The 16,280-nt window shown below is 66.8% G+C and carries 14 protein-coding genes and 1 tRNA gene; 2 read left to right on the forward strand and 13 right to left on the reverse strand.

Going from position 1 to position 16,280, the window contains the following annotated elements; translation table 11 throughout:
• Positions 1–162: 162 nt before the first annotated feature.
• From FJ443_RS01660 to FJ443_RS01685, 6 genes are all read right to left on the reverse strand, one after another.
• Entirely contained in the window at positions 163–2,202 is a 2,040-nt protein-coding gene (locus tag FJ443_RS01660) for a hydantoinase/oxoprolinase family protein (RefSeq protein WP_140662528.1), read from the reverse strand.
• Positions 2,203–2,349: 147 nt separating this feature from the next.
• Positions 2,350–2,976 (reverse strand): CDGSH iron-sulfur domain-containing protein, encoded by a 627-nt coding sequence (locus tag FJ443_RS01665; protein WP_140547389.1) that lies wholly within the window; start codon positions 2,974–2,976, stop codon positions 2,350–2,352.
• A 107-nt stretch (positions 2,977–3,083) separates the two neighbouring features.
• A complete protein-coding gene (locus FJ443_RS01670) occupies positions 3,084–3,455 on the reverse strand; it encodes a hypothetical protein (RefSeq protein WP_140559118.1) in 372 nt (123 codons plus the stop codon).
• 115 nt (positions 3,456–3,570) lie between these two features.
• The gene (locus FJ443_RS01675) at positions 3,571–3,927 is read right to left on the reverse strand and encodes a hypothetical protein (protein ID WP_140559119.1); all 357 of its coding nucleotides are present in this window, start codon (positions 3,925–3,927) and stop codon (positions 3,571–3,573) included.
• Between the two features lie 48 nt (positions 3,928–3,975).
• A complete protein-coding gene (locus FJ443_RS01680) occupies positions 3,976–5,460 on the reverse strand; it encodes an aspartate aminotransferase family protein (protein WP_140662530.1) in 1,485 nt (494 codons plus the stop codon).
• Between the two features lie 12 nt (positions 5,461–5,472).
• The gene (locus tag FJ443_RS01685; RefSeq protein ID WP_140662532.1) at positions 5,473–6,561 is read right to left on the reverse strand and encodes a pyridoxal-phosphate dependent enzyme; all 1,089 of its coding nucleotides are present in this window, start codon (positions 6,559–6,561) and stop codon (positions 5,473–5,475) included.
• A 231-nt stretch (positions 6,562–6,792) separates the two neighbouring features.
• Between FJ443_RS01685 and FJ443_RS01690 the strand changes: the two genes are divergently transcribed.
• Both FJ443_RS01690 and FJ443_RS01695 read left to right on the forward strand, forming a co-directional pair.
• Positions 6,793–8,877 carry a transcriptional regulator gene (locus FJ443_RS01690; RefSeq protein WP_140662938.1) on the forward strand — a complete coding sequence of 695 codons (2,085 nt, stop codon included), beginning with the start codon at positions 6,793–6,795 and terminating at the stop codon, positions 8,875–8,877.
• Positions 8,878–8,971: 94 nt separating this feature from the next.
• Positions 8,972–9,151 carry a hypothetical protein gene (locus tag FJ443_RS01695; protein ID WP_140524353.1) on the forward strand — a complete coding sequence of 60 codons (180 nt, stop codon included), beginning with the start codon at positions 8,972–8,974 and terminating at the stop codon, positions 9,149–9,151.
• A 182-nt stretch (positions 9,152–9,333) separates the two neighbouring features.
• Here the strand turns inward: FJ443_RS01695 and FJ443_RS01700 are convergent.
• From FJ443_RS01700 to mepA, 7 genes are all read right to left on the reverse strand, one after another.
• Positions 9,334–9,418: transfer RNA gene (locus FJ443_RS01700), tRNA-Leu, on the reverse strand.
• Positions 9,419–9,703: 285 nt separating this feature from the next.
• Positions 9,704–10,324, reverse strand: a complete 621-nt coding sequence (locus FJ443_RS01710) for a 2,3-bisphosphoglycerate-dependent phosphoglycerate mutase (protein ID WP_140662534.1) — start codon at positions 10,322–10,324, stop codon at positions 9,704–9,706.
• A gap of 93 nt (positions 10,325–10,417) precedes the next feature.
• The gene (gene dapB / locus FJ443_RS01715) at positions 10,418–11,260 is read right to left on the reverse strand and encodes a 4-hydroxy-tetrahydrodipicolinate reductase (RefSeq protein WP_140524355.1); all 843 of its coding nucleotides are present in this window, start codon (positions 11,258–11,260) and stop codon (positions 10,418–10,420) included.
• On the reverse strand, positions 11,257–13,128 hold the full coding sequence (locus FJ443_RS01720) for an ABC transporter ATP-binding protein (protein ID WP_140662536.1): 1,872 nt from the start codon (positions 13,126–13,128) through the stop codon (positions 11,257–11,259). The genes dapB and FJ443_RS01720 overlap by 4 nt, the downstream gene beginning before the upstream one ends.
• 160 nt (positions 13,129–13,288) lie before the next feature.
• The gene (locus FJ443_RS01725; protein ID WP_140524358.1) at positions 13,289–14,314 is read right to left on the reverse strand and encodes a glucokinase; all 1,026 of its coding nucleotides are present in this window, start codon (positions 14,312–14,314) and stop codon (positions 13,289–13,291) included.
• 133 nt (positions 14,315–14,447) lie between these two features.
• Positions 14,448–15,038, reverse strand: a complete 591-nt coding sequence (locus FJ443_RS01730) for a cation diffusion facilitator family transporter (RefSeq protein WP_140662538.1) — start codon at positions 15,036–15,038, stop codon at positions 14,448–14,450.
• 68 nt (positions 15,039–15,106) lie between these two features.
• Positions 15,107–16,189, reverse strand: coding sequence for a penicillin-insensitive murein endopeptidase (gene mepA / locus FJ443_RS01735; protein ID WP_140524361.1), 1,083 nt, complete (start codon positions 16,187–16,189; stop codon positions 15,107–15,109).
• Positions 16,190–16,280 lie beyond the last annotated feature (91 nt).

Consider the following 16,280-nt stretch of genomic DNA (forward strand, 5'->3'; position numbering starts at 1 on the left):
AGAGGGGGGCGCGAAGGAATGCCGACCTCGGCAAGTTTCGGTATTTCGTGCAGTCGGTCGACGTCGAGTATGAGCGGGCGCTGCTCCGAGACGCTGGCGGGACAGCGCCCCCCTCTGGCCTGCCGGCCATCTCCCCCACAAGGGGGGAGATTACACCCTCCATCACACCGCGATCCGTGGCCTGCCCGAAGCCACCGCCACCACATGCGCCTCGATGAACATACGCTGGGCTTCGACGGTGGAGACGCGGAATTCGGTCGCGACATCGATCTCGGCGCTGTCGGTGCCGGCGTCCCTGGCGCGCTCCGCGACGATGGCGCGCACATCGGCCTCGGCGGCCGCGATCGCCGCCGCCTCGTCGAGGAAATCGCGCACGGTCTCGCCCGAGGCAAGACGGAACAGACCTTCCTTGGGCTGGCTGACGCGCGCCTCCGCCGATACCCGGACCTGGCCGACCACGGCGCCGAGCGCGTTGGCGACATCCGTATCATCAGGCACCACGCAGTCATTGCCGACCAATGGCGGCAGTCCGGCATAGTGCAGCGGCGCCGAGGCGCCGAGGCCGATCACCGGCCGGTCGAGCGCGACGCTCAGGCGCGCAATGCCGGGATGCGCGTCGACGGCGCGCTGCACCAGCGCATGCGCAACGGTGGCCGCGCCGTCGAGCCCGTCCTCGGCGAAGGCGGTTTGGAGGATATATTCGGCCGACCAGCGCGTCAGCGCCGCCAGCACGCGCTCCGAAATCGCCTCGGGAGAGGCCGCGATCGCCTGGCCGCGGCCGTCGCGCTTGCGGGCAAACAGCTCTGCGCCGAGGCGGGCGGCCGCGGCATCCCAGTTCGCCTGCTTGCCAAGCACATGCGCCGCATCCGACGGGGTGAAACCTGAAATGTGCACCAGCCCGCGCGACACCAGGCGGTTCAGGGTAGCGTTCTGGGCATTCGAGGTCAAAAGCCTGTCGAGGGGCAAGGGCATTGCGCCGATCGCTTCATAGAGCCTTGCTTCCGGAGCCGTCAGCCCGGCGGCAAGACGGTCGGGCACGCCGGTGCGCACCGCGAAGCGGCCGTCCATGCGGCCGGTGTTCGGCGCGCGCAGCTGGCGCTCGAGTTCCGCCAGAACGGCCTCGCGATGCACCATGCCGGCCAGCGCCAGCGGCACCAGCCGGCGCGGTCCAAGCAGGAGCCTGGGGTTGAGAGCGCCGTCTTCCAACGCTACTTCGGAATCGCCGCCGAGGCCGAAGGTGCGCATGGCGACGGCCTCGACCATGGTGCGGAAGCCGCCGACGGTGGCGCCTTCCGGATCGAGCCGCGGCCGTCCCTTGTCGAGCACCGCAACGTCGGTGGTGGTGCCGCCGATGTCGGAAACCACCGCGTTTTCCAATCCGGTCATGTGGTGCGCGCCGACCAGGCTGGCGGCCGGGCCGGAGAGAATGGTCTCGATCGGCCGCTGGCGGGCGAACGCCGCCGACACCAGCGCACCGTCGCCGCGCACCACCATCAGGGGCGCCGCGATGCCGCGCGCCTCGAGAAAGCCTTCGGTCGCCGCCACCAGCCGGTCGATCATCGAGATCAGCCGGGCGTTGAGCAGCGTCGTCAGCGCCCGGCGCGGACCGCCTAGCTTGGCCGACAATTCATGGCTCGCGGTGACCGGCAGGCCGGTTTTCTCCCGGATCAGCTCGCGGGCGGCGATCTCGTGCGCCGGGTTGCGGGTGGCGAAATAGGCGCAGACGGCAAAGCCCGAGACCGAGCCGCCGAGTTCGGACAGCGCCGCCTCAAGGCCGGACAGGTCGAGCTTGGCGGTATTGCCGTGCACATCGTGGCCGCCGGGGCAGAACACGACCGGATCGGTGCCCAATGCCGCCTTCAGCCCATCGCGGGCAAGGTCCGCCTCGGAAAAGCCGATCATGATCAGCGCGACGCGGCCACCCTGGCCCTCGACCAGCGCGTTGGTGGCAAGCGTCGTCGACATGGAGACAAGCTTGATGGCGGCCGGATCGGTGACCGCTTTTTCCAGAACCGCGTCGACGGCGCCGGAAATGCCAACGGCGAGATCGTGCCTGGTGGTCAGAGCCTTGGCCTTGGCCAGCACCTTTCCCTTGTTCGGCCCGCTCTGCGGGCCTTCGGTTTCAGACCACAGCACGGCATCGGTGTAGGTGCCGCCGGTGTCGATGCCGAGGAAAAGAGGTTTTGGCTTGGTCTTGGTCATGTCTGATGATGGCCCGAGCAGATAGGAAAATGCTTCTCGCCCTTAACCTATAGCGGCCGGACGATAAAGCTGAGAGCGCTGGGCCACGGGAGGAGTTCGATCTCCCCCACGAGGGGGGAGATTGGCAGCTTCAATGGCAGGGTCAACCTACCCCACGAACCCAACCTTTTTATGCGACCCATCGCAATACGGCTTGTTCGCCGAATGGCCGCAGCGGCATAGGAAGGCGCGTTGCGTGCGGTCGACCGTGTGGCCGGTGCCGGTGACGATTTCCATATTGCCTTCGAGCTTGAGCGGCCCGTCTTTCGTCGGCGTAACCTTGAGTGGCCCGTCGCGCGCGTCCAGCGCCGGCGTGTCCTTCAGCGCCGGCTCGCCGGTGGCGGCAAAACCTGATTTGTTGTGGCTGCCGTCGCAGAACGGCTTGTTCTGCGACGCGCCGCAGCGGCAGAGCGTGGCGCGGTGTAACGTCTCGCCGTCGAGCATAATCTCGGCGTGGACGGCCAGCGGGCCATTTTCCCTGATGCGCACGGTGTTGACCACCGGCGGCCTTTCCTGCGGCCCGCCATCCTTCCTGACATAGGTAATGGCGCCTGACGGGCAGCTTTCGGCAATGGCGACGATCTTCTCGACGCTGGCCGCGTCGGGATGGATCCACTCTCCCGGCGCGTTCGGCACGAAGACATGCGGATCGCCCAGCACGCAATTGCGCGAATGGATGCAGCGCCGGCCGGCAAAGCCGACGTCTATCTTCTCGCCCTCGACCGGACCTGCCATCGCCTTGCTCCTGTTGCCTGACGCACGCCGCCTGGATGCGGCGTGCTTTGGGTGCTGTTCTTGCAGGCTATGCCCCAGGCAGGAAAAGCGTCAAGCTGGCAAGCCGGTCAGGGAACCAGTTCGATTTCCTCGGTCTCGCCGCCGCTGCAGGTATAGCAGCAATCGTCGCATTTTTCCTTGTCGCCGGGGCCGACGCCCCAATAGGTGCCTTCGTCGCCGTCGACCCAGGCGCCGTAGCAGATCGATTCGCCCTCGTCGCAGGAGACCGGCAATTGCCTGGTCTCGCCGTCATCGAGGTAGAAATCCTTGCCGTTGCCCGGCCACACATAGTCGCGGTCCTGGCTGTAGAGCTCGAGGCGCATGGCATTGGGATGGCTGTTCTTGATGGCGAAGGTGACGTCGCCGGCATGGGCCGACGGCACCAGCAGTATGGCAAGAGACAGCGCGGCCAGCGAGCGGCGCGCATAGGCGTAGAACATGATATCCCCCAAAAATAAACGGCCCACCCGGCCGCCTTGCGGGCATTGCACGGGGCGAGCGATCGCTAAAGGGGGCGACCGCGACAATCCCGGACTAATTTTGGGGAGATTGGCGCTACTCCACCAGGTCGACGGTCTCGGTCGAATGGTGCACGCAGATGAAACAGCAATCGTCGCAGGGCCGGTCGTTGTCCGGGCCGACGCCGGCCGAGATGGCGTCATTGCCGTTGACCCACGCGCCGTAGCAGATGCGTTCGCCCTCATTGCACGAAATCGGCACCGATTTGCGTGAGCCGGGATCGATCAGGAACACCTTGTCGTCGCCCGGCCAGACCGTTTCGCGGTCGCGGCTGAACAGTTCGACCGCAACGGCCTGCCCGCGCTGGTTCTTGACGAAGAAAGCCATGTCGGCAGCCCCAGCCGAGGTGGTGAAAACCAATGCCGCGAGTGTGGCCGAGCGAAAGAGCGTCACGATTGGACCTTTCGAATCATGCCAGCAGACTCGCATGGCCGCCGCGAACTAGGAAGCCGCCTCCGCCGCGATCTGGCGTCCCAGCCGCAGCGTTTCCCGCACCAGCAGGTGAAGATCGTCGCGCCGGGTCCGGTGGTTGGTGATCGCCACGCGCAGGCAATGCTGGCCTTGCACCGTCGTGTCCGACAGTGCCGCAATGCCTTGTTCCTGCAAACGCAGCATGATCTCCGTGTTGAACCGCTTAAGCTCCTCGCCGGACGCCCCGGCAAGCCGATGCCGGAAGCAGACGATGTTGATCGTGGTCGGCGCCATCAGCACCAGCGACGGCTCGTCCTCGATCAGTCCGGCGAGATAGGCCGCTTGCGCGATGTTCTGGTCGATCAGGCGGCCGAATTTGTCGATGCCATGCTCCTTCAGCGCCATCCATACTTTGAGCGCGCGAAAGCCGCGCGACGTCTGCAAACCGTAGTCGTGCAGCCATTCGCCGGAGGCGAGACCACGCGGCGTCGATTCCAGATATTCGGGGGTCACGGCGAAGGTACGGCGATGCGCGAGGGCGTCCCTGACCAGGGCGCAGCCGGCCTCGAACGGCGCGTGCAGCCATTTGTGCGGATCGAGCGCGATCGAATCGGCCCATTCGATGCCGGCGACGCGATGGGCGTTCTGCGGAGCGATGGCGACCAGGGCGCCGATGCAGCCATCGACATGGAACCAGAGCTCTTCCTCATGCGCCAGCTTGGCAAGCGCCCGCAGGTCGTCGATCGCTCCGGTGTTGACGGTGCCGGCATTGCCGATGACGCAGGCCGGTTTGAAGCCCGCCTGGCGGTCCTCGGCAATTGCCGCCCGCAAGGCAGCGATGTCGATGCGCAGCCCGGCATCGGTCGGTATTCGCCGCAAGGCCCGGTTGCCGAGGCCGAGCGCCTCCATGGCCTTGCGGTGACAGGAATGGAGCTGGTCCGAGCCATAATAGCGCAGGGGCTTCTCGATGGCGGCAACGCCGTGCTCGCGCACGTCGATGCCGGCCTTGACGTTGCGCGCCACCGTCAGCCCGATCATGTTTGCCATCGAACCGCCGCTGACCAGCGTGCCGCTGGCCGAGACGGGAAACCCCAGCATTTGCTTGCACCAGTTGACGACCTGGCAGTCCATCAGCCCGGCGGCATGGTTGCCGCCGCCGAGGTTGGAACCCTGGATCGCCGCCAGGAAATCGCCGAGCGCGCCGGTGAAGTTGCTCGAGCCCATGTACCAAGCCCAGAAGCGAGGATGGATGTTGCCCATCGGGTATGACATCACGGTGCGGGAGACCTCGCCATAGACGGCGGCTAGCCGCGCCGGCGTTCGCGGCAGGGGTGCGGCGAAGACCTCCCTCACGTCAGCCGGCATCTCCCGCCAGACCGGACGGTCGCGCACGTCGCGCAGATAGTCGACGGCATCGTCGATGACCCGGTGCGACAGGGCCTGCACATCGGCCCAGTCCAGGGGGTCAAGCGTCTCCTCGGCCACAGTGCCAGGGGTTTCCTGCGCGACGTCCATGACAGCCTCCCGTCAAGTCGCCGGGAACTGGCAGCCGGGCGTCGAGCGCGACAGCGCCGTCTCGTCGGCGTCCATCTCGGCATCGATGCCGTCGAACAGCGGCGTCGTCATGTAGCGTTCGCCTGTGTCGGGCAGCATGCACAGGATCACCGATCCGGCCGGCGCCTTCTCGGCGACCTGCCGCGCCACGGCGAAGGTGGCGCCGCCGGAAATGCCGGTGAAGATGCCTTCCTTCTGCGCCAACGCCTTGGCCCATTTGATGCCCTCGGGCCCGGCGATCGGCATCACCTCGTCATAGAGACCGGCATCGACCGCTTCCTGCAGCACGTTGGGGATGAAATCAGGCGTCCAGCCCTGGATCGGATGCGGCTCGAAGGCCGGGTGGCTGGCGGCGGGCGCCCCGTCGACACCGCGCTGCTGCGCCTTGCCGCTGCCGATGAGCTGGGCGTTGGCCGGCTCGGACAGGATGATACGGACATCCGGCCGCTCACGGCGCAGCACGCGCGCCACGCCGACCACGGTGCCGCCAGTGCCGTAGCCGGTGACGAAGCAATCGAGCCGCGAGCCGGCGAAATCATTGATGATCTCGCGCGCCGTCGTCGCCTCGTGGATGGCGGCGTTGGCCCTGGTTTCGAACTGTCGCGCCAGGAACCAGCCATTGGCCTCGGCCAGCTCCACGGCCTTCTTGTACATGCCGAACCCCTTTTCGGCGCGCGGCGTCAGCACCACCTTGGCACCCAGCATGCGCATCAGCTTGCGGCGCTCGACGGAAAAACTGTCGGCCATGGTGACGACCAGCGGATAGGCTTTCTGCGCGCAGGCCATGGCGAGCCCGATGCCGGTGTTGCCGCTGGTGGCCTCGACGATGGTCTGGCCCGGCTTCAACGCGCCGCTGCGCTCGCCCTCCTCGATGATGTTGAGCGCCAGCCGGTCCTTCACCGAGGCAGCCGGGTTGAAGAACTCGGCCTTGACGTAGATCGTCGCGTGGGCCGGGCCAAGATTGTTGATGCGGATGACCGGCGTGTCGCCGACCGTGTCCAAAATGCTGTCGAACAGGCGGCCGCGGCCGGCCGTGGTTCTGATTCTTGCTTGCTGCAACATGTCTGGTCTCCTCGTCTGTGTTGGTACCTTGCGGTCACGGGCCGGTTACAAACCGGCGGCTTGGGCGGCGAGGTTTCGAGACCTTGCCGCGCTAGGGTCGCTCGACGTGCCGGCAATGCGGCTGCCCGCATCCCGGCGCGCAACTCGCAACCGGGTGCGTTCAGGCCGTGTTCGGTGATAAACGAGGGCCGACCGGCCAACGTGGGAGGAAGCGTGGGAGCAAGCGTGGAAATGCACGTGGAATCCGCTCGACCGAGCCTGGATCGCGGTAAGCCCGCTCTTGCCGTGCGCCTGCTCGGGCCGTTTGCGGTCGTGCGCGATGGCGTGCGGGCCGAATTGCCGGCATCGCGCAAGCTGCGCGCGCTGCTTGCCTATCTGGCGCTGGCGCCGCATCCGGTCGGACGCGCTCGGCTGTGCGAGCTCTTGTGGGATGTTCCGAACGACCCCAGGGGCGAGTTGCGTTGGTGCCTCAGCAAGCTTCGCGCCGTCCTCGACGAGCCGGGGCACCGTCGGGTCGAGACACAGGACGACACGGTCGCATTGCGCCTCGACGGCTGTTTCGTCGACGCGCTGGAGGTTAGCGCCGCCGCCGCGCAAGGGATCGCCTCCCTCGACGCGGAGCGCCTGCGATCGCTGTCGGAGCTGTTCGCCGGCGACTTTCTCGACGGTCTGGAGCTCGACCGCAGTCCGTTTTTCGAGAGTTGGCTGATCGCGCAGCGCCGCCGCTTCCAGTCGTCTCACGCCGCCGTGCTGGAGCACCTTGTCGCGGCGGTTCCGCCCGGTTCGGAGGCGGCAGCAGCCGGTCTTGACCGATGGGTGGAGCTGGCGCCGTTCGACGGCCGCGCGCATCTGGCGCTGCTCACGCATCTGGCCGGGCGCGGCGCCATCGGCGCGGCCGAGCAGCACCTGACGGCGACGGCGCAATTGTTCCAATCGGAAGGGTTGGACTTCGGACCGGTGCGCGCGGCCTGGCAGGCGCTGCGCGACAAGCCAGCGGAAGATCGGCCAGCGGAAGATCGGCCGTCGATAGATCGGCCGGCGGTAGATCGGCCGGCTGTAGATCGGCTTGCGGCGCAGCCCGCCGGCATCGCGGCATCGCCGCCGTCGCCCGCCCCAGTGGGCGTGGAGCCCAGCCACGCCTCGCTGGCGGTGATGCCGTTCGTCGAGACTGCCGGCCCTTGCGGCACGCGCGGCGGGATCGCCGACGGCCTGACCCATGACATCATCACGCGTCTGGCCAAGCTCAGGGATTTCTTCGTCATCGCGCGCGGCTCGGTCTTCGCGCTCGCCGAGAAAAACATCGCGCCGCAGGAAGCGGGGCGGCAGCTGAATGTGGACTATGTCGCCACCGGCACGGTGGGCACCGTGGCCGGCCGCGTCATCATCGCCGTCGAGCTCATCGAGGTTCGCACGGCCAGGATCGTCTGGGCCGAGAGCTTCGAGCGCCGGGCCGACGACCTCTTCGGCGTGCTCGACGATATCGGCAACGCGATCGTCTCGTCTATCTCGGCCGAGATCGAGACGGTCGAGCGCAACCGCGCCATGCTGAAGGCGCCCAACTCGCTCAACGCCTGGGAGGCCTATCACCGCGGCCTCTGGCACATGTACCGCTTCACCCAGCCGGAAAACGAGTTGGCGCAGCATTTCTTCAGCGTGGCGACGGCGCTCGACCCGACCTTCGCCCGCGCCCATGCCGGCCTGTCCTTCACCCATTGGCAAAGCGCTTTCCAGCGCTGGGGCGACCGCGACCACGAAAGCGCGCTGGCCTACGAGACAGCGGGGCACAGTCTCCTGGTCGACGAACAGAACCCTGCCGCGCACTGGGCGATGGGCCGGGCGCTGTGGCTGCGCGGCGAACAGGACGGATCGCTCTTCGAATTGGAACGGGCAGTGGAGCTCAGCCCCAATTTCGCGCTCGGCCACTATGCGCTGTCCTTCGTCCACTCGCAGTCAGGCGATCCGCAGTCGGCGATCGGCTCCTCCGACCATTCGCGCCATCTCAGCCCTTTCGACCCGCTGCTGTTCGGCATGCTGGGCGCGCGCGCCATGTCGCATGTGCGGCTCGGCCAGTTCGAGGAAGCGGCAGAATGGGCGCTGAAGGCGGCGGCGCGGCCCAATGCCCACGCCATCATCCTGGCGATAGCAGCACACTGCCTGGCGCTGGCCGGGCGGCTCGACGAGGCACGCAATTTCGCCGCCGCCCTCCGCAAGACGCTGCCGGACTACCGCGCCGACGATTTCATCGGCACGTTCCGTTTCGAGGCGGACGCGGAGGCATTGTTCCGGCATGGCGCAAAGCGGATCGGATTGAACTGAGCCAGCGCAATTCCCGCCGGTTAACGATTTCGGAAGGGGTTGTTTAACCGTTCGTCGCTATGTCACCGCCCGGGAGGGGCATGACAGAGAGTGTATGATGAGCGACAGCCCTGACAAGCGCAATGAATGGCGCGCCATTCTTTACGTACAAGCCCGCGTGGCGGTCCTGTTCGTCCCGGTCGTCGCCAGCCTGCTGATCATCGCCGCACTTGCCGGCAACGACCGCAAATCCGTTCCCGCCGTCGACCGGACGGTGACAGGGTCCGTGCGATAAGGGCACGGTCATCGACAGCGCACGTTTCCCGGCGGGCGTGCGCATGATGTCGGGCAAATCCCCGCGGCTTTCTGTCGGCGGGAATGACCAGGCGATCGGTCGCACAGGCAACAAAAAAGCCCGGACGAGCCGGGCTTTTTCTGCGAGTCTCTGAACCGTCGAACGGTTCAGAGACGGGAATTTGGTGCCCAGAAGAGGACTCGAACCTCCACTCCTTGCGGAACACGGACCTGAACCGTGCGCGTCTACCAATTCCGCCATCTGGGCTGGTGCGGGCTCAATAAGCGGGCAAGCGGTGCGTGTCAACGCGGTTTTTTTTCGAGGGCTGCCGCGCGCCGGCTCAGTTTCGGGCGTTGGCGCCGCCCCTCACCTGCCTGCCGGCATCCTCTCCCCGTATAGTGACGGGGAGAGGGGCGCTTTCATCAACGGTTTCGCCAATCACCAGCGTTGCGGCCAGCCCTTTCTCCCCGTCACTATACGGGGAGAAATGTCCGGCAGGACAATGAGGGGCGGCGCCGACTTTGACAATTTGGTGACCGGGACGCTTGCCGGTCAGCCCTCCAGCACTTCCTTTGACGCCACGGTGGAATCGGCATTGAGCGTGTAGATGACCGGCACGCCGGTGCCGAGTTCCAGCTTGACGATCTCCTCGCCCGACTTGCCGTCCAGCGCCATGATCAGCGCGCGCAGCGAATTTCCGTGGGCGGCGACCAGCACCGTGCCGCCGCGCAGCACATGCGGCTGGAGGTCGTGCAGGTAATAAGGCCAGACGCGGGCGCCGGTGTCCTTCAGGCTTTCGCCGCCGGGGGGCGGCACGTCGTAGGAGCGGCGCCAGACATGCACCTGCTCCTCGCCCCATTTCTTGCGCGCGTCGTCCTTGTTGAGGCCGGAGAGGTCGCCATAGTCGCGCTCGTTCAGCGCCTGGTCGCGAACGGTTTTCAGGTCGCTCTGGCCGACGGCGTCGAGGATGTGCTGGCAGGTTTTTTGCGCCCGGACCAGCGCCGAGGTGAAGGCGATGTCGAACTTCAGGCCGCGTGCCTTGAGCTTCCGGCCGGCTGCCTTGGCCTCGGCGTGGCCCTGTTCGGTCAGGTCGACGTCACGCCAGCCGGTGAAGAGATTCTTCAAATTCCATTCGCTCTGGCCATGGCGCACGAGCACGAGGGTTCTCGACATTTTTGCTCCTCTGGGATCTGAGCAATTCCAGCAGAAGTGGGAAGCGGTTTTCTGTCTGGAATTGCATGGGGATGAAGATGGTCCGGGGTCGTTTCAGGCAAGCCCGAGCACGTCCCGCATCGAGTAAAGGCCGGGCTTCCTGCCATGCGCCCACAGGGCTGCCTTGACGGCGCCGCGGGCGAAGATGGTGCGGTCCTCGGCATGGTGGGCCAGCGTGATGCGTTCGCCGGTGCCGGCCAGGATGACGCTGTGGTCGCCGACCACCGAGCCGCCGCGCAGCGTTGCGAAGCCGATCGAGCCCGGCTTGCGCACGCCGGTGTGGCCGTCGCGGACGCGCACATCGTTGCCGGCAAGCGGCACGCCACGCCCCGCGGCGGCGGCTTCGCCCAGCAGCAGAGCGGTGCCGGACGGCGCGTCGACCTTGTGCCTGTGATGCATTTCGAGGATCTCGATGTCGAAATCCCCGGCGTCGAGTGCGCGCGCGGCCTGTTCGACCAGCACCGCCAGGAGATTGACGCCGAGGCTCATATTGCCCGACTTGACGATCGTCGCATGGCGCGCCGCAGCGGCGATCCTGGCATTGTCGTCGGCCGAGCAGCCGGTCGTGCCGATGACATGGACGATGCGCGCCTGCGCCGCATAGCCGGCGAATTCGACGGTCGCAGCCGGGGCGGTGAAATCGAGCACGCCGTCCGCCCCTGCGAAGGCCGGCAGCGGATCGTCCGATATCGGCACATTGATGATGCCGATGCCGGCAAGCTCGCCCGCATCCTTGCCGAGATAGGGCGATCCCTGCCGCTCGATCGCGCCGGCGACGCGTGCGCCCGGCATTGTGTGGATGGCGCGGATCAGCGTCTGGCCCATGCGGCCGGCGGCGCCCACCACCACCAGGCCCATATCGCCCGCGGGTCTGTCGGCTGTCGGCGTTTCACTCATCTCGCGCTCCCGGCGATGCCCTGCGTCTCGATAGGTTGCGTCGGCCCTGGCGCCGGAGTTTGGATCGGCGCGCCGTCATCGACAAGCCCCAGGCCCTTCCTGCCCTGCACCCGGTGGAAGCGGGAATAGACGCTGTGCGGGTCGGCCATCAGCGAGGCATGGGTGCCCTGTTCGACCAGATGACCCTGTTCCAGCACGATGATGTGGTCGGCATTGACCACCGTCGACAGCCGGTGGGCGATCACGATGGTGGTGCGCCCCTCCATGACGTGGGTCAGCGCTTCCTGGACCTTGGCTTCCGCCTCATTGTCAAGCGCCGAGGTCGCCTCGTCGAGCAGCAGGATCGGCGCCTGACGGACGATGGCGCGGGCGATCGACACACGCTGGCGCTGGCCGCCCGACAGCGACGCGCCGTTTTCGCCGACGGGCGTGTCGTAGCCGAGCGGCTGCTGGCGGATGAAGCCGTCGGCCTGGGCCAGCCGCGCGGCCTGCTCGATCTCGGCGTCGGTGGCGGAGAGCCGGCCATAGCGGATGTTGTCGCGTATGGTGCCTTCGAACAGGTAGGGCTGCTGCGAAACATAGGCGATGGAGCTGCGCAGCGACTGCTTGGTGATCTTCGAAATGTCCTGGCCGTCGATCTCGATCGTGCCCGCCTCGACGTCGTAGAAGCGCTGCAGCAGCGCCACCAGCGTCGTCTTGCCGGCGCCTGAGGCGCCGACGATGGCGGTCATCTTGCCGGCGGCGGCGACGAAGCTGAGGTCCTGCAGGACCGGTGCCTCCTCGACATAGCGGAAGCTCACATTGTTGAAGCGCACTTCGCCCGTGGTGAAATTCGCCTCGGCGGCTTCCGGCGCGTCGCCCTGCTGCGGTTCGAGATCGAGGATTTCGTAGATCATGCGCGCATTGACCAACGCGCGCTCCATGCCGACCTGCATGCGCGCCAGCCGCCTTGCCGGGTCGTAGGCCAGCATCAGCGCGGTGATGAAGGAGAAGACGGCGCCCGGCGGCTGCCCGAGGACGAGCGCACGATAGCCGGAATAGGCGATGACGCCGGTGACGGCGAGACCGGCCAGCATGTCGGAAATCGGCGACAGCCGTTCCGAAACCCGGGCGATCTTGTTGCCGCGGTGCTCGGCGCTGTTGGCGAGCTGGCCGATGCGCCGCGACAGCTCGTCCTCCATGGTGAAGGCCTTGACGATGGCGATGCCTTGCGTGGCTTCCTGCATGGCGCCGATCAGCCGCGAGTTGATCTGCACCGATTCGCGGGTGATGCGGCGCACCCGGCGCATCAGATAGACAACGGTGTAGATGAGCGGCGGCCCGATCACCAGCGAGCTGAGCGACAGGACCGGATCCTGGTAGATCATGACGCCGAGCAGCCCGAACAGCGTCACCCCGTCGCGCGCGATCGACGTCAGCGTCATCGACAGCAGGTCGCGAATGCCGTTGACGTTCTCGTTGACCTGCGCCGCCAGCCGGCCCGATCTCGTGTCGTTGAAGAACCCGACGCCGAGCTTCATCAGGTGATCGAAGATGCGGCGCTGGTAGCGCGCAACCAGATTGTTGCCGACGGTCGCCAGCGTCACCGCCTGGCCGTAGCCGGCGAAACCGCGCACGAGAAAGGCGCCCATGACGCCGGCGCAAATCCACACGATCAGATCGCCGCGCCGCTCATAGAAGATCTGGTTGACGACAGGGCTCATGATCCAGGCGGTGAAAGCGGTCGTGGCGGACACCGCTAGCAGGCAGGCGCCGGCAAAGATGTAGGACCACAAATAGTCGCGGCCGTTCTCGGCGATGATACGGCGCAGCACCGCCCAGACCTCGCCGGGAGTGGCTTTCTGCTTGTTTGGAGCTTGGAGTGTCAAATCGGGAGCGCTTCGTGGTTTCCGCTTGGCAAGACCGGGCTGCACACAGCATCCCTTCTGGCGCCCCTCTTAGCGCCAAGCGGCCGGCTTGCCTATGCCCGCGCCTGATTAACTTCGTCGCGGGGACCGAACGGACGCCTGGTCCGTCATGCGACCCAGCCTAGGCCTGCCAGCGGCGGCCCGCGGTCTGCACGCCGAACAGCGAAGGGTTCCTGGCGTAGGCGGCGAGGCCCAGAAGGGCCGCCAGCGGATGGGTGATGACATAGACGGGCATGGTGCGCATCAGTTCGCTGTGCGGGGCCTTGTCCTCGAAGGCGGCGCGGAAATTGCCCTGTTTCAGCGCCGGCACGATCTTCTGCGCGATGCCGCCGGTGAGAAAGACGCCGCCACGGCTCATGAACACCAAGGCGAGATCGCCGGCGGTGCGCCCAAGGCAGGTGACGAATATCTCCAGCGCTTCCTGCGCAACCGGATCGGTCCTGGCAAGTGCCGCTGCGGTGATCTCGGCCGGCGTGGTGAAGGGCGACGGCTTGCCGTCCGCCTTGGCCACCGCCCGGTAGACGTTGACCAGACCGCGTCCGCACAGGATCTGCTCGCCCGAAATGCGGCCCTCGATCTTCTCGATATGCGGGAAAACCTCGAAATCCCTGCTAGAACGCGGGCCGATGTCCATATGGCCGCCCTCGCCGGGCACCGGGATCCAGTGGCGCAGCGCGTGCACCAGCCCGGCGACGCCGAGCCCGGTTCCGGGACCGAGCACCACGCGGCCGGCATTGGGCTCCGGCGCGCCGCCGCCGATCTTTTCCATGTGCTCTTCGCCGAGCGCCACGACGGCCAGCGCCTGCGCCTCGAAATCGTTGAGCACGACGATGTCGCTGAGGCCGAGGCTGGCGAACATCTGCCGGGGCTTGACGATCCACGGGCAATTGGTGAGCTCGATCTCGTCGCCGTCGACCGGGCCGGCCACCGCCAGCACCGCCGAATTGGGGCGGACCGAGGAGCGGTCGAGCACCGCCGCCTGGATCGCCTCGTCTATGGTGTTGTAACTGGCGGTCTGGACGATCGCCGGCTCGCCGGCTTCCGAATTGGCGTCGAGCACGACCGAGAAGCGCGCATTGGTGCCGCCGATGTCGCCGATCAGGATCGGGAACCGCAGCGCCGTGTCGTCGTCGCCTGTGTTTGGCATGCTTTGTCGTCCGTCCCCGGCGCCCGACGGCCCATTGCCGTTCTCCCGTTGACTAGCGCATGAGTTTGAAAAGGGAAACGGTTTTCGAAACCGATGGTGCGCACGACCGATTTATGAAGCCGAACGGCCGCGACTAGGCTGCCGCTTTGTGCTCCTCGCGGGCAGCGGACCAGACCTCGCGGGCCGCATCGGCGTTCATGGCGGCAATTCCCAGGCCGACAATCAGGTCGGGCCACGCGGAATGCCAGATCACGGCGGTGAGAAGGCCCGCGGCGATTATGGCGACGTTGGCAAAGGCGTCGTTCCGCGCGGAGAGGAACGCGGCCTTTGTCAGGCTGCCGCTGTGATGGCGGAAGCGCGCCAGCATGAACGCGCAAGACAGGTTCACGGCCAAAGCCCCGACGCCCGCAAGCGACAGCGGCAGCGGCGACGGCGCGACCGGCAGGTTGAACTTGACCCAAGCCGTCCAGAGCGTTGCCAAGGCAGGCACCAGAAGAATCGCCGCCAGAGCCATGCCGCCCCTTGCGCGGCTGCGTGCGCCCCAGCCAAGGGCAACGAGAATAAGCAAATTGACCGAGGCATCTTCCAGGAAATCGACGCTGTCCGCGAACAGCGACACGGAGCCGATCGCAGATGCCACGGCGAACTCGACGATGAAGTATCCCAGGTTCAGAAGGGCCACCCACCGGACGACGCGGCGAAGGCCTATATCCTGCGTTTGCAATGTCGGCCCTCCTGCTCGCGGGGTAACGAATGAACGGCGGCGAAGCGCCGGGGCGTCAACTGACGCGGTCAGTTTCCCGGCCGTGGCCGCGGCACCGGTACGCCGATCTCGGGCGTCGCGGTGAAGGCGTTCACCATGCCCGGCAGGCCGGCCGTGCCGCTGGCCGCGGTGGCGGGCAGCGACGGCGCTTCGGGTTCGGGCGCGGCGACCGCGACCGGCACGGCGCCGCCATGGTAGGTGGCTGCCTCGACCGAGGCCGGCCCGGGCGCGTCGAGCACGGCGCGGCATTCTCTCGGCAGGTTTGCCATGGTCATCAGGTCGCGCGCCTTGGGCGCATCCGGGTTCTTGTTGGGCCGCCACGGTTCCTGCGTGAACCACCAGGCCAGCGGCTTGCCGCAGCCGTCGTCGGCCGGGGTCGCTTCCTGCGCCTTGCAGTTGGGCGAGCCCGGCTGGCAGCCGATGCGCATGTGGAAGTGATAGTCGTGGCCCCAGAACGGCCTGATCTTGCGCAGCCAGGAGCGGTCGCCCCTGACGGTGTCGCAGAGCTTCTTCTTGATGCCGGGATTGACCAGGATGCGCTCGACCTCGGGATAGCTCGCCGCGCGCTTCAAAAGCCGCGTATGCGCCGACGTCCACAGCGCGTCCTTCACCAGATGCGTCTTTTCGTCGACCATCAAGGTCGCGCTCATCGTCTCGCGCCGCGCCATCGACAACGGCCGGCTGGGCATCGGCGTCAGCCAGATGTCGGCATCGAGCCCGATCTGGTGCGAGGCATGGCCGGTCAGCATCGGGCCGCCGCGCGGCTGCGCGATGTCGCCGATCAAAAGGCCCGGCCAGCCGTCGGCGACGGCATCGCGCGACAGTTTCTCGACCAGCGCGATCATCGCCGGATGGCCCCAGCGGCGATTGCGCGACGGCCGCATCACCTGCCAGGTCGGGCCGTCCATGGGGATGGCGACGCCGCCGGCAAAGCAGCCCTTGGAGTAGAAGCCGAAGGATTGCGGGGCGGTCGCCGCCGGCAGTTTCTCGGCGCCGAAGAGGTCCTTGGCGCGTTCCTCGGCCATTGCCGGCGGCGCGGCGAGACTTGTGAGGGCGAGCAGGCCAAAAGCCGCCAGCTGTGAACGCTTGCCGAGCCGCATCGCTGTCTCCATGAACCCCCGCCGCAAACCCAAGCCCGAATCATAGCACGCAATGGACGTTGCTTCGATCGCCGGAGCGGTTCCGTTTCTCACAAACCGGTCA

The sequence above is a fragment of the Mesorhizobium sp. B2-6-1 genome (assembly GCF_006440475.1).
GTDB lineage: Bacteria > Pseudomonadota > Alphaproteobacteria > Rhizobiales > Rhizobiaceae > Mesorhizobium.